The sequence below is a fragment of the Nonomuraea longispora genome (genome assembly GCF_004348345.1).
GTDB classification, from domain to species: Bacteria; Actinomycetota; Actinomycetes; order Streptosporangiales; family Streptosporangiaceae; genus Nonomuraea; species Nonomuraea longispora.
Window position 1 is genome coordinate 1 of the sequence record NZ_SMJZ01000060.1, and the last position, 20983, is coordinate 20983.

General features: G+C 68.8%; 17 protein-coding genes, 1 other RNA gene and 1 pseudogene. 12 read left to right on the forward strand and 7 right to left on the reverse strand.

Annotated features, from left to right (window positions below; all coding sequences use genetic code 11):
• Positions 1-502 (reverse strand): annotated as a pseudogene (locus tag E1267_RS17575) (hypothetical protein); the annotation flags it as partial.
• A complete protein-coding gene (locus E1267_RS17580) occupies positions 499-1143 on the reverse strand; it encodes a DUF4142 domain-containing protein (RefSeq protein ID WP_132333654.1) in 645 nt (214 codons plus the stop codon). The gene E1267_RS17580 and the pseudogene E1267_RS17575, both read right to left, overlap by 4 nt.
• 108 nt (positions 1144-1251) lie before the next feature.
• On the opposite strand from E1267_RS17580, the gene E1267_RS17585 reads away from it, so the two are divergent.
• From E1267_RS17585 to E1267_RS17600, 4 genes are all read left to right on the forward strand, one after another.
• Positions 1252-1806: a sigma-70 family RNA polymerase sigma factor gene (locus E1267_RS17585; RefSeq protein WP_201761090.1), complete on the forward strand. Its 555-nt coding sequence runs from the start codon at positions 1252-1254 to the stop codon at positions 1804-1806.
• On the forward strand, positions 1806-2003 hold the full coding sequence (locus E1267_RS17590; RefSeq protein WP_132333655.1) for a zf-HC2 domain-containing protein: 198 nt from the start codon (positions 1806-1808) through the stop codon (positions 2001-2003). The genes E1267_RS17585 and E1267_RS17590 overlap by 1 nt, the downstream gene beginning before the upstream one ends.
• Before the next feature lie 83 nt (positions 2004-2086).
• Positions 2087-2890 carry a tryptophan 2,3-dioxygenase gene (locus E1267_RS17595; protein WP_165959657.1) on the forward strand — a complete coding sequence of 268 codons (804 nt, stop codon included), beginning with the start codon at positions 2087-2089 and terminating at the stop codon, positions 2888-2890.
• Between the two features lie 38 nt (positions 2891-2928).
• Entirely contained in the window at positions 2929-7803 is a 4875-nt protein-coding gene (locus E1267_RS17600) for an NAD-glutamate dehydrogenase (protein ID WP_132333657.1), read from the forward strand.
• A gap of 307 nt (positions 7804-8110) precedes the next feature.
• Here the strand turns inward: E1267_RS17600 and E1267_RS17605 are convergent, their stop codons facing one another.
• Positions 8111-9133 (reverse strand): DUF8094 domain-containing protein, encoded by a 1023-nt coding sequence (locus tag E1267_RS17605; protein ID WP_132333658.1) that lies wholly within the window; start codon positions 9131-9133, stop codon positions 8111-8113.
• 122 nt (positions 9134-9255) lie between these two features.
• Here E1267_RS17605 and prfB point away from each other — a divergent pair, with 122 nt between their 5' ends.
• The 6 genes from prfB (at position 9256) to ssrA (ending at position 15508) form a co-directional block, all read left to right on the forward strand.
• On the forward strand, positions 9256-10371 hold the full coding sequence (prfB, locus tag E1267_RS17610) for a peptide chain release factor 2 (protein ID WP_132333659.1): 1116 nt from the start codon (positions 9256-9258) through the stop codon (positions 10369-10371).
• 379 nt (positions 10372-10750) lie between these two features.
• On the forward strand, positions 10751-11440 hold the full coding sequence (ftsE, locus tag E1267_RS17620) for a cell division ATP-binding protein FtsE (RefSeq protein WP_132333661.1): 690 nt from the start codon (positions 10751-10753) through the stop codon (positions 11438-11440).
• Positions 11441-11460: 20 nt separating this feature from the next.
• On the forward strand, positions 11461-12369 hold the full coding sequence (gene ftsX, locus E1267_RS17625; RefSeq protein WP_132333662.1) for a permease-like cell division protein FtsX: 909 nt from the start codon (positions 11461-11463) through the stop codon (positions 12367-12369).
• A 54-nt stretch (positions 12370-12423) separates the two neighbouring features.
• The gene (gene smpB / locus E1267_RS17630) at positions 12424-12891 is read left to right on the forward strand and encodes an SsrA-binding protein SmpB (RefSeq protein WP_132333663.1); all 468 of its coding nucleotides are present in this window, start codon (positions 12424-12426) and stop codon (positions 12889-12891) included.
• 52 nt (positions 12892-12943) lie between these two features.
• Complete coding sequence (locus tag E1267_RS17635; RefSeq protein ID WP_132333664.1) at positions 12944-14797, forward strand: penicillin-binding transpeptidase domain-containing protein; 1854 nt, start codon at positions 12944-12946, stop codon at positions 14795-14797.
• A 327-nt stretch (positions 14798-15124) separates the two neighbouring features.
• Positions 15125-15508: a transfer-messenger RNA gene (gene ssrA, locus E1267_RS17640) on the forward strand.
• An 81-nt stretch (positions 15509-15589) separates the two neighbouring features.
• Here ssrA and E1267_RS17645 read toward each other — a convergent pair.
• Genes E1267_RS17645 through E1267_RS17660 form a run of 4 tightly spaced genes read right to left on the reverse strand, consistent with a single transcriptional unit; the run spans position 15590 to position 17698 of the window.
• Positions 15590-15769 carry a hypothetical protein gene (locus E1267_RS17645; RefSeq protein ID WP_132333665.1) on the reverse strand — a complete coding sequence of 60 codons (180 nt, stop codon included), beginning with the start codon at positions 15767-15769 and terminating at the stop codon, positions 15590-15592.
• The gene (locus E1267_RS17650; protein ID WP_132333666.1) at positions 15766-16326 is read right to left on the reverse strand and encodes a lysophospholipid acyltransferase family protein; all 561 of its coding nucleotides are present in this window, start codon (positions 16324-16326) and stop codon (positions 15766-15768) included. Before E1267_RS17650 ends, E1267_RS17645 begins: the two co-directional genes overlap by 4 nt.
• A complete protein-coding gene (locus tag E1267_RS17655) occupies positions 16323-17117 on the reverse strand; it encodes a phosphatidate cytidylyltransferase (protein ID WP_132333667.1) in 795 nt (264 codons plus the stop codon). The genes E1267_RS17650 and E1267_RS17655 overlap by 4 nt, the downstream gene beginning before the upstream one ends.
• A complete protein-coding gene (locus E1267_RS17660) occupies positions 17114-17698 on the reverse strand; it encodes a CDP-alcohol phosphatidyltransferase family protein (RefSeq protein WP_132333668.1) in 585 nt (194 codons plus the stop codon). Before E1267_RS17660 ends, E1267_RS17655 begins: the two co-directional genes overlap by 4 nt.
• A gap of 331 nt (positions 17699-18029) precedes the next feature.
• On the opposite strand from E1267_RS17660, the gene E1267_RS17665 reads away from it, so the two are divergent.
• Both E1267_RS17665 and E1267_RS17670 read left to right on the forward strand, forming a co-directional pair.
• The gene (locus tag E1267_RS17665; RefSeq protein WP_132333669.1) at positions 18030-19274 is read left to right on the forward strand and encodes an MFS transporter; all 1245 of its coding nucleotides are present in this window, start codon (positions 18030-18032) and stop codon (positions 19272-19274) included.
• 341 nt (positions 19275-19615) lie between these two features.
• Positions 19616-20980, forward strand: coding sequence for a sugar transferase (locus tag E1267_RS17670; protein WP_132333670.1), 1365 nt, complete (start codon positions 19616-19618; stop codon positions 20978-20980).
• Positions 20981-20983: the final 3 nt, after the last annotated feature.

Genomic DNA, 20983 nt, shown 5'->3' on the forward strand with positions numbered 1-20983 from the left:
GGGTGCGCGTCGGGCGCGGGTCCGGACGGCCGCGGCGCGACTGCACCGTGGCGCTCTCCTCGGGCTCGGGGGCGCGGGCCGTGTCGTCCGGGTCGGCCGGAGCGGCCACCGCGACGCCGCCGCCCTGGGGTGCCTGCTGGTCGGCGTCCTGCTGGCCCTGGTCCCGGCCCTGACCCTGGTCCTGGTTGGGGTCCTGGTTGGGGTCCTGGTTCGGGTTCTGCCGGTCCTGGCCCTGGTTCTGGTCGGGGTCCTGGCGTCTCTGGTTCTGGTTCGGATCCTGCCGGCCGCGATCCTGGCCTTGGTCGCGCCCGTTCCTGTTCCGCTGGTCGGAGTCTCGCCGCTGATTTCGATCCCGCTGTTCCTGGTTCTGCGACGAGGACTCGCCGGGGTCGCAGATTTCGGCGCGTGCCGGGCCTACCCCGATGACAGCCGCGGACACCAGCCCGCTCGCCGTCACGGCCAGGGCGGACACGGCCGCGGCCATGCGTCTGGATCTCCTCATGTGTGTCTCCTCGAATCGACCGCCATCGCGACGGGTGGAGCTGGCGCGGGCGTGGGAGGTTCCGGCAGGGCGTTGTGGTTGACCAGGCCGGTGGACTCCAGCAGCGCCATGTGCCTCATGACGAACCTCATGCAGTCCTCGGAGAACTTCCTGATCTCGGAGTTGCGTGTTCCGGACCGCACCGCCGCGATGACGGTGAAGACCTTGCCGTGTGCGTCACGCAGCAGGTTGGCGTAGTCCTTGTCGAAGGCGGGCCCGCTCTCCGCGGCGAGCTGGGCCATCCAGCTCTGCTGCTGCGGGCTGGGCTCGTCCGGCAGGGCCACGCCCAGTCTCTTCGCGACCTGACGGGTCAGCAGGTCGAGCTTCATGTGATCTTCCATGATCAGCCTGCCGACTTCCTTGACACGTTGGGACTCGGCGCGGGTCTTGGCGTACTCGCCTGCGGGCATCTCCCAGAGACCGGCCTGCCGTACCTTGACCAGCAGGTCGCGGTCGGCAGCCGTGAGTGGCCCGGTGGACGTCTGCGCCCACTGGGCGGCAGCGGGATCGATCACTGGTGGCATGACCAGCAGAATCGTCACCGCGGCCGCCACGACGAAGCCGCCGAGCATGAACACCTCGCCGCGCAAAAGCCTGTGCATGGTCGGAGGTACGCGGGGTTCACGGCACTGGTTCACCTATGGCCGGAGATAGTTAGAAATGACTGGAGTTATCGGAGTGGCTACCGCTTGGATAACGAAGGTGTAAAGATGTGCCCCGTGCTAGGTCACCTCGACGGCAGGTTCGAGAGTGCGGATGCCGAGGCTGAGCACCGCATCGCGGTGCTTTACCAGGAGTTCGGCGGCCCTCTGCTGCGACACGTCCGCAAATCCACAGGTAATGACCTTCAGTGGGCCGAAGACGTGGTGCAGGAGACGCTCGTCCGGGCCTGGCGGAACTCGGCAAGACTGCAATGGGAACCAAGCCTTATATGGGCGTGGCTGCTAACCGTGGCCCGTCGCATAGTCATTGATGGTCGTCGGCGGAAGAGTGTTCGGCCGCAGGAGGTCGAACCACCCGAAGTCGACATGATGGCGGTGCCGGACGGTTCGGATCGGGCTCTGTCGGCGATGGTCGTCGCGGACGCCCTCCGGTCCCTGTCCGCGGAACACCGCGAAGTCATTGAGCAGACCTACCTTCGAGACCGTACGATAAGTGAGGCGGCGGAGATTCTGGGGATCCCGCCGGGCACGGTGAAGTCCCGGCTCTACTACGGGATCCGGGCTCTCCGCGAACTGCTGCGGGACAAGGGGGTAGCCGGCTGATGCATGACGGGGTGGCCGCCTACGTCCTCGGCGTCCTCGATGAAGAGGAGCACGAGGCCTTCGAACGCCACCTCGACACATGTGAGCGATGCCAGGCGGAGCTGCTGGAGCTCGCCGAGCTGCCGGACCAGCTCGACGAGCTCAAGAACGCCTCCTCGACCTCCGACGACGACCCCCCGATGTCGATGTCACGTTGACGTCTATCCCCTTTTCAGGTGGTATCGGGTACGGCAATACGTGCGCCCGGCGGCAACGCCGGGCGATCGGGGGGAGGTGTTCGGTGGCCATCGACGACGATGCGCCCCGTCCCCCGCATCGGCGGTTCGGCGAGGAAGGCGGCCGGCTGTCCTACGGTGGTTACCTCCGCCTGCCCGCGTTGCTCGCGCAGCAGCAGCCGCGGTCGCAGGCCCCTGACGAGCTGCTGTTCATCACCGTCCACCAGGTCTACGAGCTGTGGTTCAAGCTGCTGCTCCACGAGCTGGAGTCGGTCCGCGAGGCCATGTCCTCGGGCGAGCTGTGGCAGGCCAGACACCTGTTCCGGCGGGTGCACGCGGTCGAGCGGGTGCTGGTCGAGCAGGTCGAGGTGCTGGAGACGATGACGCCCCAGGACTTCCTCGCCTTCCGCTCGATGCTGGAGCCCGCCAGCGGCTTCCAGTCCGTGCAGTTCCGGGAGCTCGAGTTCCTGTCCGGGCTGAAGGACGAGCGCTACCTCGGCAGCTTCCGGCACGCCGAGGAGGCCGACCTCGCCAGACTGCGCCGCAGGTTGTCGGAGCCCACGCTGTGGGACGCCTATCTCCGCGCGCTCTCCCTGCGCGGCCTGCCGGTCTCCGACGATGAGATCATGGGCTCGTTGCTGACCGTGGCGAGAGACCGCAGGTCCCACGACGCCCTGTGGCAACTGGCAGAAGACCTGCTGATCCACGACGAGACCACAGCGTTGTGGCGCATGCGTCATGTTCAGATGGTCGAACGCCAGATCGGCACCAAGTCGGGCACCGGCGGCTCGACGGGTGCCCCCTATCTGCGCGGTAGAACGCGCCTGCACTACTTCCCGCTGCTGTGGGAACTAAGGGCCTGGCTATGAACAGCCATGGCGAACCCTCACAAAGGAGTGAGAGCGAAATGCCGCTCGACGAGGCCAAGGATGAGCTGCTCCAGCGAGCCGCCGAGATCTGCGCGACGAGCACGGAGCACATGGGCGCCGACGAGGCGCTGTCCTTCCTCCGGCTCTACTACCGGCACGTCGCGCCGGAAGACCTGCTCGACCGCAACCCCGTTGACGTGTACGGCCCCGCGATGTCGCAGAGGCAACTGGCCGAGGTCCGCCCGCAGGGCAGGCCGGTGGTCCGGGCCTTCAGCCCGACGATCGAGGAGAACGGCTGGGATCCCGGGCACTCGGTCGTCGAGGTGGTCACCGACGACATGCCGTTCCTGGTCGACTCGGTGACGATGGAGCTCGACCGCCACGGCCTGGGCATGCACCTGCTCGTCCATCCGCAGATGCGGGTGCGCCGCGACATGACGGGCCGGATGCTCCGCCCCGACCAGCAGGACGTCACCGGCCAGATGCTGGTCGAGTCGTGGATGCACATCGAGATCGACCGGCAGTCCGACCCGCAGGTGCTCAAGGCTCTGGAGAACGACCTGCTGCGGGTGCTCTCCGACGTGCGGCACGCCGTTGAGGACTTCAGGAAGATGCGGGCGCTGGCCGTCCAGACCGCGGAAGACCTGAGCATGAACCCGCCGCCGCTGGAGCCCGCGGAGGTCGAGGACAGCATCGACCTGCTGCGCTGGCTCGCCGACGGTCATTTCACCTTCCTCGGCTACCGCGAATACCGGCTGGAGCACACCGACGAGGGCGAGACGCTGCGCGCGCTGCCGGGCGCGGCGCTGGGCATCCTGCGCGACGACAGGGTCGGCTCCGGCAGCTTCTCCGCGCTGCCTCCCGAGGTGCGGGCCAGGGCCCGCGAGAAGCACCTCATGATCATCACCAAGGCCAACTCCCGGGCCACCGTGCACCGCGCCACCTACCTCGACTACATCGGCGTCAAGGTCTTCTCGCCGGAGGGCGAGGTGATCGGGGAGCGGCGCTTCCTCGGCCTGTTCACCCACGTGGCCTACAACGAGTCGATCTCCCGGATCCCCGTGCTCAGGCGCAAGCTGGCCGACGTCCTCGAACAGGCCGGGCTGGCGTCCGACAGCCACGACGGCAAGGACCTCATCGAGATCCTCGAGACGTTCCCGCGCGACGAGCTTTTCCAGACCTCGCTGGACGAGCTGCTGCCCATCGCGCTGGGCGTGCTGCGGCTGCGCGAGCGCAAGCAGGTCAAGTTGTTCCTGCGGCGCGACGACTACGGCCGCTACATCTCCTGCCTGATCTACCTGCCGCGCGACCGCTACACCACCAAGGTCCGGCTGAAGATGCAGGAGGTGCTGCTCAAGGCCCTGGGGGGCACGTCGCTCGACTACAGCGCCATGATCGGCGAGTCGGTGCTGGCCCGCCTGCACGTGGTCGTGCGGGGCGAGCGGGGCAAGCAGCTGCCGCCGCCGAGCGTGGACGTGGAGGAGCTGGAGGCGCGGCTGGCCGCCATCACCCGCTCCTGGGAGGACGACCTGGCCTCCGCGCTCATCGAGCTGACCTCGGAGGAGGAGGCGCCCGGCCTCATCCGCAGGTACGCCTCCGCCTTCCCCGAGGGGTACAAAGCGGACTTCCCGCCCAAGGTTGCCGTGGTCGACCTGCAGCGGCTGGAGGAGCTCGTCGACGCGGACGATGAGGAGGAGGTGGGTCTCAACCTCTACGAGCCGTACGACGCGGCCGAGGGGGAGCGGCGGCTCAAGATCTACCGGGTCGGCTCGCCCATCTCGCTGTCGAAGGTGCTGCCGCTCATCCAGCGGCTCGGCGTCGAGGTGGTCGACGAGCGTCCGTACGAGGTCGACCGCGACAACGACCCGAGCACCAAGAACGCCTGGATCTATGATTTCGGGCTGCGCTACACCCCGTCCGACGAGGTCGGCAGGGAGGACTTCAAGCAGCTCTTCCAGGACGGGCTCACCGCCCTGTGGACGGGCCGGGTGCAGGCCGACGACTTCAACTCGCTCATCCTGAGCGCGGGCCTGACCTGGGAAGAGGTCGAGATCCTGCGGGCCTACGCGAAATACCTGCGCCAGGCGGGCAGTACGTTCTCGCAGTCGTACATGGAGCGGGTCCTCATGGGCAACGTGCGGCTGGCGCGGCTGCTCGTCAACCTGTTCGAGGCCCGGCACGATCCGAGGCGGCCCGACGACGTGCGCACCGAACTGGCCGACGCGATCCACGAGGAGATCCTGGGCGCGCTCGACGAGGTGGCCTCGCTGGACGAGGACCGCGTGTTGCGGGCCTACCTGGAGATGATCCAGGCCACGCTGCGGACGAACTACTTCCAGACGGTAGATGGGCAGCGAAAAGAGTACATATCGCTCAAGTTTGACCCGGAGGCCATCAGCGTCCTGCCGCTTCCGCGGCCCAAGTTCGAGATATTCGTGTACTCGCCTCGGGTCGAGGGCGTGCATCTCCGGTTCGGGAAAGTGGCGCGCGGTGGTTTGCGGTGGTCTGACCGAATGGAGGACTTCCGTACGGAAATCCTCGGTTTGGTTAAGGCCCAGATGGTGAAAAATACCGTTATTGTCCCGACCGGGTCCAAGGGCGGGTTTGTCGTTAAACGGCCGCCTTTGTCCGGAAAGCGGGAGGACCTTCAGGCCGAGGGTGTGGCCTGCTACCGCATGTTCATCTCCGGCCTGCTCGACGTCACCGACAACCTTGTGGACGGCCAGGTTGTCCCGCCACCCGACGTGGTCAGGCACGACGGCACCGACACCTACCTCGTCGTGGCCGCCGACAAGGGCACCGCGACGTTCTCCGACATCGCCAACGCCGTCGCCAAGAAGTACGACTTCTGGCTGGGCGACGCCTTCGCCTCCGGCGGCTCCATCGGTTACGACCACAAGGCCATGGGCATCACCGCCCGCGGCGCGTGGGAGTCGGTCAAATACCACTTCCGGACCATGGGCGTGGACGTGCAGACCACCGACTTCACCGTGGTCGGCGTGGGCGACATGTCCGGCGACGTGTTCGGCAACGGCATGCTGCTGTCGCAGCACATCCGGCTGGTGGCCGCGTTCGACCACCGCCACATCTTCGTCGACCCCACCCCCGACGCCGCCCGCTCGTACGGCGAACGCCGGCGCCTCTTCGAGCTGCCGCGCAGCTCCTGGGAGGACTACGACGCCGCGCTGATCTCGGAAGGCGGCGGCGTCTTCTCGCGCACCGCCAAGTCCATCCCGATCACGCCCCAGATGCGCGAGGCGCTCGGCATCCCCGCGGGTGTCACCTCCATGCCCCCGAACGACCTCATCAGCGCCATCCTGCGGGCCCCCGTCGACCTGCTGTGGAACGGCGGCATCGGCACCTACGTCAAGGCGGGCTCCGAGTCCAACGTCGACGTGGGCGACAAGGCCAACGACGCGCTCAGGGTCGACGCCGCCGAACTGCGCTGCAAGGTCGTGGGCGAGGGCGGCAACCTGGGCGTCACCCAACTGGCCCGCATAGAGTTCGCGCTGAACGGCGGCCTCATCAACACCGACTTCATCGACAACTCGGCCGGCGTCGACACCTCCGACCACGAGGTGAACATCAAGATCCTGCTCGACCAGGTCGTCCGCGACGGCGAGCTGACCGACAAGCAGCGCAACCAGGTCTTCACCTCGATGACGGACGAGGTCGCCCGGCTGGTGCTGCGCGACAACCACGCCCAGAACGTGGTTCTCGCCGCCGCCCGCGCCCAGGCCGTCGAGATGCTCCACATCCACGCCCGCTACCTGCGGCGGCTGGAGCGCGAAGGGCTGATCAACCGGGAGCTGGAGTTCCTGCCGTCCGACAAGCAGCTGGCCGAGCGCCGGCAGGCCAGGCTCGGCCTGACCGCTCCCGAGTTCGCCGTGCTGCTGGCCTACACCAAGCTGACCGTCGACGCCGAGGTGCTCGCCTCCGACCTGCCCGACGACCCCTACCTGGCCTCGTGGCTGGTGTCGTACTTCCCGTCGGCGCTGCGCGAGCGGTTCCGCACCTACATGGACGCCCATCCGCTCCGCCGGGAGATCATCACCACCGGCGTGGTGAACGAGCTGGTCAACTCCATGGGCACCACGTTCATGTTCCGCTTCGGCGAGGAGACCGGCGCCTCGGCGCCCGACATCGTGCGCGCCTACCTCGTGGCGCGCGAGGTCTTCGACCTGCCGAGCTTCCACAGGGACGTGGAGGCGCTGGACAAGCAGGTGGACACGGCGACCCAGATCGCCATGCTGCTGGAGGCCCGCAAGCTGGCCGAGCGCGGCACCCGCTGGCTGCTGGTCAACCGCCGGCCGCCGCTGGACCTCGCCGGGTCGGTCGCCTTCTTCATGAAGCCGGTCAACGGCGTGGTCTCCCACATCCCCAAGCTGCTGACCGGCCCCGACCTGGCCGCCTACGAGGACCGGCGCGACTCGTTCCTCGCCAGGGGCGTGCCGCCGGAGCTGGCCGAGCGCACGGCCGCCATGGTGCCCGCGTACTCGATGCTGGACCTGGTCGAGATCTCCTCGTTGACCGACCGCCCGGTTCACGAGGCGGCGGAGGTCTACTTCGACCTGGCCGACCGGCTGCAACTGGCCCGCATCAGGGAACGCATCATCGCGCTGCCCAGGGACAACCGGTGGAACTCGATGGCCCGCTCGGCCCTGCGCGACGACCTCTACGCGGCGCACGCCTCCCTGACCCGTGACGTGCTGGCCCACAGCAAGTCGGGCCTGTCACCGGAGGAACGGCTGGCCAGGTGGACGGAGGCCAACACGGCGGCCGTCTCCCGGGCCCGGCAGACGTTGTCGGAGATCTGGGAGAGCGACACCTTCGACCTGGCCACCCTCTCGGTGGCCCTGCGCGCCATCCGCACGCTGGTGTCCGCGAGCAACCTCCCCTACAGAGAGTCCTGACCTGGAGGGGGCAGGCGCCAGCCTCGCCCGCCCCCTCACAGAACATGTCAACCGGTGGGGAACCCGACAAAGACTCCCGACCGTGGGGAACGGAAAGGCCGACCGGTCGGGAACTACACGAAGAAGGCCGACCGGTCGGCAACTGGACGAAGGACATCGACCCGGTCAAGGATTCGGCGAAGAAGACGGCCCACGTCACGCTCGTCACGGTGAGCAACCCGTGAGCCTTCACGACCGGCCATGACGGCCGGGAGGGTCTACGGGACGTGCGGGTCCGTAGGCGGTGCCGTAAAAGATGGAGGAAGGATCAGGTTCCGGTGGCGCGCGTGAGTGCGCCGTCGTGGGCGATGACGGCGGCGGCCTTGGGCGCGGTGAGGGGAGGCACGGCGGTCGCGTACTGATGGGTTTCGACCAGTCGCAGCGTGCGGCGCAGCACCGGCGTGCTGATCGCCCACCTGGCCGACTTCGGCACGGGGATGTAGTCGTCCTCGGCCGTGCGCGTCGTCGTGGTCGTGGTCCTGGACAGGGAGTATTGGATCAGCGCCCCGCCGTCCTCGGTGCGCAGCGCGTAGACCGGGTAGTTGTCGGCGCTGAAGATCGAGTCGTAGCTGAAGCCCTCGGCCTTGGCGTCCTCGCGGCGGGAGGCGATCTGCTCGGCTATCTCCGTCGTGTACGGCCCCGCGGCGATGAGCCCGGCGGTGACCCCGGCGGTGCCGGTCTCGGCCACGCTGGCGTGCACGGGCCCCATGAACTGCGGGCTGATCGTGACGGTCTTGTCGTCGGAGCCGACCGCGCCGGCGTAGCCGTCGGCGTCGAACTCGATCTCCGGCAGCTTCTGCCCGGGCAGGAGCCGGGCCGCCGAGCTGATGCGCCAGCGGTCGGACCGGGTGAACGTCAGGAGCGTCGGACGGCCGTCGCGGGTCGCCAGCGCGCTGAACCACGGTGACCCTTCGCCCTGCTCGAACCTGGGCACGAACAGGGTCGGCGACCCCCACGTGTAGCGGCGCGGCGCGTAGTCGGTGGACAGGTAGTCGGCCACGGTGATGCGGGTCTGCCCGCCGTCCGTGAGGTCGACGGCCAGCCCGAGCCGCCCCTGCAGGTCGCTCTTCACCCTCAGCACGTCTTCGGAGAGGGTGACCTCGGCGAACACCTCGGCCGCCTCGGTCCGCGTGACCTCGGGCTCGTCGGGCGACGGCGAGGGGGAGGAGGTCGCGGCGGCGGCGGAGCTGGTGGGGGTCGCTCGTGGCTGGGCATCACCGCTGCAGGCGGTCACCGCGGCAAGCAAGCCGGCGGCGAGCGCCAGCGTTGTTCGCCGACCATGTACGCGCACCTGATCCATGGTATTCGCGCCGGGGACGCGCCGAGGCCCCCGACACCGGTCCGCGGGTCGTCAGAGCCGGACAGGGGCCGCTTGGGAGGTGAAGTCCCCGGAGGAGGCTAGTGTAGGGAAGCGTGGCAGGTATGGATCCGGCAGAAGAGATCAACGAGCTCGCGGGCACGCTCCGCAGCATCCAGGACGTGCTCGACCTCGACGCGATGCGTAAGCAGATCGACGAGCTGGAGCAGCAGGTTGCCGCCCCTGACCTGTGGGACGACCCCGACCTGGCGCAGAAGGTGACCAGCAAGCTCTCGCATCTGCAGGGCGAGCTCAACCGCGTCGAAGGCCTGTCGCGCAGGCTCGACGACCTGTCGGTGCTCTACGAGCTCGCGGCCGAGGAGAGCGACGACGACACGCGCGCCGAGGCCGACAAGGAGCTCGAGACGCTGCGGTCCGACATCGGCGCGATGGAGGTCCGCACCCTGCTCTCGGGCGAATACGACGCCCGCGAGGCGCTCGTGACGATCAACTCCCAGGCCGGTGGCGTCGACGCCGCCGACTGGGCCGAGATGTTGCTGCGGATGTATCTCCGGTGGGCCGAGCGCAAGGGCTACGGCACCGAGGTCTACGACACCTCCTACGCGGAGGAGGCCGGCATCAAGTCGGCCACGTTCGCGGTCAAGGCCCCCTACGCCTACGGCACGCTGCGGGGCGAGCACGGCACCCACCGTCTGGTGCGCATCAGCCCGTTCGACAACCAGGGGCGCAGGCAGACCTCGTTCGCCGGGGTCGACGTCGTGCCGGTGGTGGAGCAGACCGACCACATCGACATCAACGAGGACGAGATCCGCGTCGATGTCTACCGTTCGAGCGGTCCGGGAGGCCAGGGCGTCAACACGACCGACTCGGCGGTGCGCATCACGCACATCCCGACCGGCATCGTCGTCTCCTGCCAGAACGAACGTTCGCAGCTGCAGAACCGCGCCACCGCCATGAACGTGCTCCAGGCCAAGCTGCTGGAGCGCAAGCGGCAGGAGGAGGCGGAGAAGATGTCGGAGCTGCGCGGCGCGTCCACCACGTCATGGGGCACGCAGATCCGCAACTACGTGCTGCACCCTTACCAAATCGTGAAGGACCTGCGCACCAACACCGAGGCGGGCAACCCGTCGGCGGTGCTCGACGGAGACCTCGACGCGTTCATCGAGTCGGAGATCCGCTGGATGCGGCGGCAGGAGTCAGACACCGAATAGGTGGTTGAGTACGAGGCTCACGAAGAGCAGCACGACGAGGAGAGCGACGACCGCGGCGGGTGACAGCCCGGCGAAACCGTGCTGGTGCATACGTTCTCTGCTGGCGCGGCAGAGGGGGCAGCGTCCCTCGATGACGGGGTGGGCGCATTGCGCGCATACGAGGTGTTCACAGCTCATGACAGCCCCAAGTCTAGCCGCACAATCGTTTTGTTTCCGTTATGGACGTTCCATGCCAGTCTTCCCTCTAGACTGTCGTCTGGCCAATCGGAACGTCGATCGTCGGTAAAGAAGACGCCCCCGGTCGGCCAGTGGCGGGAAGTGGGCATATGCCACCCTCGCTTCCGTCCTGACCCCTAGACTGGCATGCCGTGATGCTCTCGTGATCCATTTCGATAATGTCATCAAGGTCTACGCGAACCAGAACCGGCCCGCTCTCGACCACGTATCCGTAGACGTGGACAAGGGCGAGTTCGTGTTCCTCGTCGGTCCCTCGGGATCAGGCAAGTCCACGTTCCTGCGTCTGATCCTGAAGGAGGAGCGGCCCAACGGCGGAGCGATCCACGTCGCAGGCAAAGACCTGTCCCGCCTCTCCAACTTCAAGGTGCCGCACCTGCGCCGCCGCATCGGCTGCGTGTTCCAGGACTTCCGGCTGCTCCCGAACAAGAACGTCTACGAGAACGTGGCGTTCGCTCTCGAGGTCATCGGTAAACCCCGGCGTTTCATCCGCAAGGTGGTTCCCGAGGTCATCGAGCTGGTCGGCCTGGAAGGCAAGGCCCACCGCATGCCCGACGAGCTGTCCGGCGGCGAGCAGCAGCGCGTCGCCATGGCCCGAGCGTTCGTCAACCGGCCGATGATCCTGCTGGCCGACGAGCCGACGGGCAACATCGACCCCGCGACGAGCATCGGCATCATGAAGGTGCTCGACCGCATCAACAGGACTGGCACCACGGTCGTCATGGCCACGCACGACGCGGCCATCGTCGACTCCATGCGCAAGCGTGTCGTGGAGCTGGAGGACGGCAAGATCGTCCGTGACCAGTCGCGTGGCGTTTACGGCCAGGCGTACTGACAGGGAGCTGCAGACAGAACATGCGGGCGAATTTCATCTTCTCCGAGGTCTGGATCGGCCTCCGTCGCAACTTGACCATGACGATCGCGGTGATCATCACCGTGGCGGTCGGTATGGCGATGCTGGGCGTCGGCTTGATGATCAACGCCCAAGTCGGCCTGATGAAGGGCTACTGGGACGACAAGGTCGAGGTCTCGGTCTTCCTGTGCGGCAAGGGGACCGCCATGCCGGCGTGCAACGGCAAGGAGGCGACCGGCAACCAGATCAAGGCCCTCGAGACACACATCAAGAGCATTCCTGGGGTCAAGGAGGTGTACTTCGAGAACCAGACGGCGGCGTACAAGAACTTCAAGGACTCCTACTCCGCCAACAAGGCCCTCGTCGACGCCGCCAAGGTCGAGGACATGCCGCAGTCGTTCCGCATCAAGCTGGTCGACCCGGACAACTACCAGCCGATCGTCCAGGCGGTGAAGGGCCAGCCGGGCGTGGCGCAGGTGCTCGACCAGAAGGAGCTGATCGGCCCGTTCTTCGTGATGCTCGACCGGCTCGCCTTCGTCGCGCTGGCGGTGGCGATCATCCTGGTGCTGGCGGCCGCCCTGCTGATCGGCAACACGGTCCGGCTGTCGGCGTTCAACAGACGCAGGGAGACCGGCATCATGCGGCTGGTCGGCGCGTCCAACCTCTACATCCAGCTTCCCTTCGTCATGGAGGGCGTCATCGCCGGCCTGATCGGCGGCGTGTTCTCGGCGATCATCCTGATCATGGCCAAGGTCTTCCTGTTCGAGGAGCTCGGCAGTTTCTTCGGGGACGTCACCTCCCAGCTGGGCTGGAACGACGTGGCCCAGACGATCACGATCACCATGGTCATCGGCGTCGTGATCTGTGTGCTCGCCTCGTTCGTGACGCTCCGCCGTTACCTCAGGGTCTAGTCATGCGCGCGCGGATGGGCCGCCGCCGCTCCGGCCGCCGGTAAAGTCGGAAGCATGCCACGTGAGACCGGGCGGAAGGTCATCGCCCAGAACAAACGTGCTCGGCACGACTACCACGTCGACGAGACCTTCGAGGCGGGGCTCGTGCTGCAGGGCACCGAGGTCAAGTCGCTCCGCGAGGGCCGCGCCTCGCTCGTCGACGGCTACGCCAGCATCGACAACGGCGAAGCGTGGCTGCTCAACGTGCACATCCCCGAATACACGCAGGGCACGTGGACCAACCACACGGCCCGACGCAAGCGCAAGCTGCTGCTGCACCGCAAGGAGATCGACAAGCTCGCCGCCAAGACCAAGGAGGGCGGGCTCACGATCGTGCCGCTGGTGCTCTACTTCAAGGACGGCCGGGCCAAGATCGAGATCGGCCTGGCGCGCGGTAAGAAAGACTGGGACAAACGGCACGCACTGGCGGAGCAGCAGGCCAAACGCGAAATGGCGCGGGCGCTGCGGCACCGCACCCGATGAGGGCGGTGGCACCGCACCCATGACACGCGCCCGCCGCACCCTCGGCGCACCGATGAGGCGCGCCCGTCGCACCGTGACCGCCACCCTCACGCTGGCGGTCGCGAGCACGATGCTGACCGGCTGTTTCGAGGAGCCGTCGCCGCACGACGCGGTGCGCGACTTCCTCGTGGGCTGGCAGTCGGGCGACTACGGGCTGGCGGCCGGCCGCGCCGACGGCGACCTGGCCACTGTGCGCAAGGCGCTGGCCGACGCCAAGCTGGAGCTCGACGCCGCCTCCTTCCGCTTCAGGATCACAAGTGTCACCATGACGGGCGAGGAGTCCAAGGCCGGTTTCCACGCCGAGGTCGATCTCGGGGAGAACAACCCGCTCTGGGAATACGACGGCGTGCTGCCGCTGCACCTGGTCGACGGGGTGTGGAAGGTGCGCTGGTCACCGTCCGTGCTGCATCCGCAGCTCAAGGAGGGCCAGCGCTTCGCCGTCGACACCGACCCGACGCCCCGCCAGCCGGTTCTCGACAGGTCGGGAGACTCGCTGCAGACCGACACCGTCCTCTACGTCGCGGGCGTCTATCCCGCCAGGCTGGGCGGCAAGGCGGAGGAGGTCGTGGCCCAGCTGTCCGAGGCCACGGGTTACGCCCAGGACCGCCTGCTGAGCCGCATCAGGTCGTCGCCGCCCGACAAGTTCGTGCAGCTGGTCACGTTCGGGCGCTCGCGCTATCAGTCGATGCAGCCGAAGCTCGACGCGATCGCCGGGATCGAGATCGAGCCGCAGGACCAGCCGGTCAACCCCGACGCGCCCCGGCAGATCGTCGGCACCGTCAGCGCGCTCACGCCGGAGAGCGAGCAGAAACTCGGCGGTCCGCAGCGGGCCGGCGACTCGGTCGGCAAGAGCGGCCTGCAGCAGGCCTACCAGGAATACCTGACGGGCTCCACGCAGACCAAGGTGATCACCCTCGATCTCAAGACCGGCGAGCAGGTCGCCCTGCTGAAGGAGTGGCCGGGCCGACGCAACCTCTCGGTGAAGACCACGATCGACCGCACCGTCCAGGCGGCGGCCGAGCGGGCGGTGTCCCTCACCGACACCAGCGCGCTGGTGGCCGTCGACCGCAACACCGGCGAGATCCGCGCGGTCGGCACCAAGAACCTGCACCAGGAGAAGCAAGCCCTGGCCGGCAAGTTCCCCGCGGGCACGGCGTTCTCCATCGTGGCCGCCGACGCGCTGCTGAAGTCCGGGGTGAGCCCCAAACAGCGGCTCGCCTGCCCGCAGGAGCGCACCGTCGGGGGCGCGACGTTCGCCAACTCCGGCGGGAGCGCCGGCACGACGCAGTCGGCCACGTTCCGCGAACACTTCGCCAAGGGATGCGTGACCGCGCTGGCCTCGCTCGCCCGCCGGGTCACGGCCGACGACCTCGCCAAGAGCGCCAAGGCCTACGGCATCGGGCAGCCATGGCGGCTGCCGCTCAAGTCGTTCAGCGGCACCCTGCCCGAACTGACCGGTGACGCCGACAAGGCCAAGGCGATCGCGGGCCAGAACGTCGAGGTGAGCCCGCTCAGCATGGCGCTGGTGGCCGCCGCCGTCGCCTCGGGCACCTGGCATCCGCCCGTGCTGGTCACCGAGCCCAAGTCGCCGGATCCCGCGGCCGAGGTCGTCCCGACCGCACAGCCCGCGCCGGTGCCCGTCGATCCCAAGGTCCGCTCGGCGCTGACGGCGATGATGCGGTCCGGCGCGGTCGGCACGCCCGCCCAGGCGGGCAAGGGCAAGGTCTACGGCGTGACGGCGACGGCGGGCGACGAGCACACCTGGTTCGTCGGCTGGCAGGGGGACGTGGCGATCGCGGTGCTGGCGAAGAACCACGACGCCGGCGCGGTGGCGGGCAGCTTCTTCGCGGCCCTGCGCAGTTCGTGAGGGCGGCAGGGCAGGTGCTCGGACACCCATGGTGAGAAATTCGTGACGCCGAGCAACCATGCGGGCTGTCGGCTGCGTCTTACTGAGTGACTGGGCCCGCTCGGGGGGTTGCGGATCCAGTCGCCGTGATGAGATCAGGACTTCATCTCGGGGGAAGTCCTGCCGTCCGGACCGGCTCGACCCTGCCGGTCGGCCCCCGGGAGCGCGTGCCACCGTGCCACGCTCCCGGGGGTTTCGCCATAAGGGAATTAAGTTGGCGCGAAGGGCGTTGTTCCCTGTACATTCGTGTCGCGCAGCTCTTTCGAGAGATGTGTTGACAACTGCACAGGGGGTGACTGGCTTCGACTTTGGCCTTGCAAGCCAGGTGAAGCGGGCCGAGGACTGCGGACATAACCTCGTTAATCCTGTGACCGCAAACAACAAGTGCCAATTCCAAGAGCACTGTGGCGGCCAGGGACTCCCTGGCCCTCGCTGCCTGAGCAGCGAAGCCACTGTCAGCCCGGGAGCGCCTTCGGCCCGGTGTCTGGCATCGCTAGAAGGCTCAACCGGTCGACCCGGCCACGGGGGAGATCGGGAAATCTAACAGTGGCTGAGCCCGTCGGCGACTTGCCTGCGTGATCGCCGGGGCTGAGAAAAACACAGCAGGCTGCGCCCGGAGAAGCCCTGACTTGGGGTTGAAGGACGCGGGTTCGATTCCCGCCACCTCCACCACGTGAAACCGCCTCTTACCTGAGGGAGCACCACAGGTAAGGGGCGGTTTCGTCTGTCCGGCACCCCTGGCGAGGAGCGGCGTCAGAGACCGTCACCGGTGTTGTGCGCGGTGGTGACCGCGAAGAGCCCCACCTTCTCCATGCGGCTGACCACGTCCTCGAAGCCGGCTTCGCGCGCCCAGCCGTGCCGGTAGCCGATGCGGATGCCTTCGCTGAGCCGGCCGAGCGTGCGCAGCAGGAACCGCATGAGGATCCACTTCATGAAATATCTGCTTCGATCAGGTCGTGCGCGCTCTCCAGGTCGTGAACAGGCCGGTTGAAGCGGACGAGCACCTGCCCCCGCCGCACCCGCCCGTGCACGGGCAGCACCTCCGAGGTGCCCTGGATGGTCACGGGCTGGATCGGTACGCCCGCCTTCTCGGCGACGCGCGCTGCCCCGGAGCGGAACGCGCCGACGCGGCCGTCCCGCGAGCGCGTGCCTTCGGGGAAGACGACGACGATGCGTCCCCCTTCCAGGAGCCGTACGGCGTGGGCGAGGTCGGCCGAGCCGCCCCCGCCGCGCCGTACGGGAAATCCGGCGACGAGGGTGCGGCAGACGAGCGACCGCAGCGGGCCCGCGAACCAGTAGTCGGCGGCGGCCGCCACCACGGGACGCCTGCGCGCGGGCAACGCGGCGAGCAGAGCCGCGGTGTCGGCGTGGGAGCTGTGGTTGGCGACGACCACACACGGCCCGTCAGGGACCGTCCCTTCGACCCGCAACCCGCCGTTGCAGGCGAAGGCCGTCCGCCATAGATACCGCCGCAGGAGAGCGCCGTTCATGAGAGCACCACCGCCAGGGCCAGGGCGATCAGGAGGGAGTCGACACGGTCGAGCAGGCCGCCGAAGCCGGGTAGCCAGGTGCCCGCGTCCTTGACGCCCGCGCCGCGCTTGACCATCGACTCCACCAGGTCGCCGAGGGGAGCGCCGACGGCCACGGCCACGGCCAGGGCGGGGGTGAGGGCTCCGAGCAGGGCCAGTACGGCGAGCCCGCCCGCCGCGCCGCCCAGGACGCCGCTCCAGGTCTTGACCGGTGACAGCGGTGACAACCGCGGGCCGCCGACGAGGTTGCCGCCGCACCATGCCGCCACGTCGGCGATGGCGACGGCCAGGCAGAGCGCGAACGCCTGGGCGGGGCCGAGCAGGACGAGCCCGGCCAGGGGCGCGAGCCAGAGCAGCCCGAACATCCCGAAGGCGGCCCTGCGGGCGCCGTCCTCCGCGTCGCCGGACAGGACCGGCGCCAGCACCATGGCCAGTAAGCACCCGGCGACCGACCCGTACATGTCCCCCATCAGCGCGGCGACGGGGAGGAGAGCGGCGTGGGCGATCAGGATGACACGTTCGGGGGTGCGCAGCCGGACCAGGCGGGTGTATTCGACGGCGCAGACGACGCCGAGCAGGACCGCGAGGACGGTGGCGCCCCGGGGGCCGAGCAGGAGGCAGCCGGTCACGAGCGGCGCGGCGACGGCCCAGGTGGTCCAGCGGCGCGCCAGCTCGCGCTGCCTGGACCGCCAGACCGCCAGCCCGCTCACTCCGAGGGCTCCGGCCAGGTAGGGGGCGGTGTCGAGGATCATGACGTGGCCTCCCGCAGCTCGCGGTGGACGCGCGTGATCCGTACGACCGCGGTGAGCAGGGAGCCGGCGGCGAGCACGATCAGCCAGCCCGTCCAGCCCGTGAGGGCGAGCAGCACCAGCAGCGCGCAGCGCTCGGTCTTGCCGGCGGGGCCGCCCTGCGGACGCCGCGCCCCCGCGGCGGCGCCCGCGAGTGCGGCCCACGAGGGGAGGGTGGCGGCCAGCGCGGCGGCGGCCACGAGCGCGGGGTCGGCCAGTGCCAGGCATCCGGCGAGCGCCGCGTACTCGGCGAGCCGGTCGCCCAGTTCGTTGACCACGGCGCCGAACCTGGTGCTCCGGCCGCCGTCGCGTGCGACGCCGCCGTCGAGGTTCGCGCAGGCCAGGCGTCCGGCGAGGGCCGCCGCGACGGCCACCGCCGCCCACGGTCCCGTCTCGCCCAGCCCGAGTACGGCTCCCGCCGCCGCCCCGAACACGATGCCCGCCACGGTGATGGCCGAGGGGTGGACGCCGTGGGTGACCAGGAGGGCCCGCACCCCGCTGAGCCGGGCGGCGTACCAGGGTTTGAGCGCGTACAGACCGTTCATGTCGGCCAATGTCTCGCGCCACGGGGAGCCGATACATGGGGGTTTCTGCGCAATTGCCCATAGGTACTGCTACTCACCGGTAGCGCTCGTCGAGCAAGGGCCATCCGGTATCACCGAGTGGTCAGGCCGGGAGTCGATCACGTGGTCAACCATGCTGCGGACAATTGTCCGGGCAGTCCTCCCGCTGGAGATCAGACCCTTGACAGGCGACCCTGGGCACATCATTCTGAGGCCAGCCCATGATGACCACTGTACGGACGGTTGTCCGCCAAGCGCGCGGCTGCGCGTCCGACTGTGTGGTCGCGTGCCCTCCAGCGCATAGGAACGCCAGATGAGCAGCACCACAGAGCGCCCCCAGGGCGGCGCCTCCCCGCAGGTGACGAAGGCCTCCGTCGCGATCGGCTTCGCGGTCCTGTGCGCGTCGTACATGCTCAACGCGATGGACCGGCAGATCTTCTACCCCCTCCTGCCCGAGATCAGGAACGAGCTCGGTTTCTCTCTGGAGCAGGGCGGACTACTGGCCACCGGCTTCACGCTGGGGCTCGCGCTCGCCGGACCCCCGGCCGGCTACCTGGCCGACCGGCTCTCCCGCAGGACGATCATCGTCATCAGCGTGCTGGTCTACTCACTCGGCACGCTGGCCATCCCGCTGGCCGTCGGGTTCGTCGACATGAGCATCTACCGCCTCGTCTCCGGCGTCGGCGAGGGTGTGCAGGCCACCGCCCTGTACGCGGTGATCGGGGCGTTCTTCTTCCACCGGCGGGCGCTGGCCGCGGGCGTCGTGGGCGTGGCGTTCGGGCTGGGAGTCTTCCTCGGCCCGCTCATCGGCACGGGGCTCGCCGAGAGCTCGGGCACCTGGCGCACACCGTTCTTCCTGTTCGCCGCCGCCGGCCTCGTCATGAGCCTGCTCATCGCGCTCACGGTGTCGCGCAAGATGACCGAGGCGGTCACCGGCACGGCCACCGAGGCCGACGCCACGTCGTACGAGCACGTGCCGGCCTCCCCCTACAACCGCAACACGCTCGCCGTGGGCATCGCCTGTGCCGTGTCAGGCCTGGTGTTCTACGGCTATCTCGGGCTCTACCCCACCTTCCTCCGCGAGGGACTCGGCTTCACCGCCGACCAGGCGGCCTTCGCGGTGTCCATGGGCGGTCTCGGCGCCATGATGGCCCTGCCGGCCGGCTGGCTGGGCGACCGGTTCAACCAGGCCCGCCTCCTGATGTTCGCCATGGTCGCCACCTCGGTCACCGCCTACCTCATGTACCAGGTCGCGACCGGGACCACGGCGCAGTACGTGCTCTCCTTCCTCATGGGCACGTTCGCCAGCGGCTTCCTGTTCACCAACTGCTCCACCGCGATGCAGCGGGCCGTCCGCCCGCACCACGTCGGCCGGGGCGCGGGCCTGTTCATCCTCACCTACTACGTCGCCGCCGCCTTCTCGGGGCTGCTGTTCGCCCGGCTGGTGGGCGCGCTCGGCTGGGACGGCGCCGGTCTCTGGCAGCTCACCCTCCTGCCCGTGCTCGGCGTGGCGGGCCTCCTGCTGGTCGATCCGGCCAGGATGGTCCTGCGGCGGTAGGCCGATCCGGCTCGTGAACGGCGGTGTCCCGACGGGCGCCGCCGTTTTCGCGTGGTGAATCCGCCGCCAAACTCCGAAATGGCGTTCGTTGTTTCAAAGAATGGCCAAGGAAATGTTGCGGAGCGCGGGCGCACTTATGCCCCGACGTTCTCGATCTGGGCGGTCCGTGGAGCTACGATCAAGGCGCTCGCTGCGGGATTGTTCGCGTATTGCATAGCAAAGCCCCTGCTCAACGCCTATGCCGCGGCAGGTTGCCGGAAAGGTGACTAGTGGCTACATAGGTGGACCGGATTGGCTGATCGAAGGTCGGTCCGGTCGAACGAGCTATTTCCGGAGAAGCAGTGGCTGTTAGCGTTGAGGGCGACCGGCGGGCCGCACGGCCGGCGGGCCGTCAAAGCTCACGACTATGGCGGGCGACCCAGCCACTCGCTCTGGCCGGCATCGACCTGCTGTGCATGGCGTTCGCCGCCGCCCAGGTGGGCCGGGGCCTCCCGCCCGTCGCCCTCGCGGCCGTTCTGGTCGTCGTGCTCAACGGCCTCGGGCGGGTGTACGCGCCACGGGTCCTGCCCTCCGGCCTCGACCGTGGCGGCTGGATCGCCGGGTCCGGGTTCGTGGCCGCCTGCGTGGCCTTCCGGGAGTCGGCGTCGTTCGTCACGATCGCGTTGTGCGCGATGCTCTGCACGTTCCTCGCCGTGTGCGGCAGGAGCGTGCTCGCCTTCGCCGTACGCCGAGCGCACCGGTACGGCCGGCCGGCGCCCACGCTGGTGATCGGCGCGGGCCCGCACGGTCACCTGCTGGCGCAGAACCTGCTCGCCCACCCGGAGTACGGACTGCTCCCCTTGGGCTTCCTGGCCGAGACGGGTGGTGACCACCCCGGTCTGCCCCTGCTCGGCCTGCCCGTGCTCGGCCGGCCCGGCGAGATCGCGCACCTCATCCAGGCCTACGAGGTGCGCGCGGTCATCCTCGCGGGACAGTGCCAGCAGCCGGTCGCGCGAACGGCGAGGGCGCTGGGCTGCGACGTGTACCTCGCGCTCGACCTGAGCGAACTCATCGTCGACTTCGTCACGCTGCGCGAGCACGTACGCGGGTTCCCGCTGCTCCGCATGCGCCCCGCGGCGCAGCGCAGCGCGTTCTGGCCGCTGAAGCGGGCGCTCGACATCGCGGTCGCGCTGGCCGGTCTCATCGTGACCGCGCCGGTCCTGGCGGTCTGCGCGCTGGTCATCCGCGCGGAGGTCGGCCAGAGCCCGCTGTTCAGGCAGCGGCGCGTGGGCTGCCAGGGAGAGCCGATCGACGTGATCAAGCTCAGGACGATGAAGCCCGCCGACGCGCACGAGTCGGCGACCCTGTGGAGCATCGCCCACGACAGCCGCGTCGGCCCGGTGGGCAGGCTGCTGCGCAGGACCTCGGTCGACGAGCTCCCTCAGTTGTGGAACGTCCTCAAGGGCGACATGAGCATGGTCGGCCCCCGGCCGGAGCGCCCGCACTTCGTCGACGAGTTCTCCCGGACGATCCCCGGCTACGGCATGCGGCACAGGGCGCCGGCCGGGATCACCGGGTGGGCCCAGATCCACGGCCTGCGCGGCGACACCTCGATCGAGGACCGCGCCCGATTCGACAACCACTACATCGACGGCTGGTCACTCGGCACGGACATCAAGATCATGGTGCGGACCGTGGGGTCCCTGCTGCGGCTGGGCGGGAGCTGACCC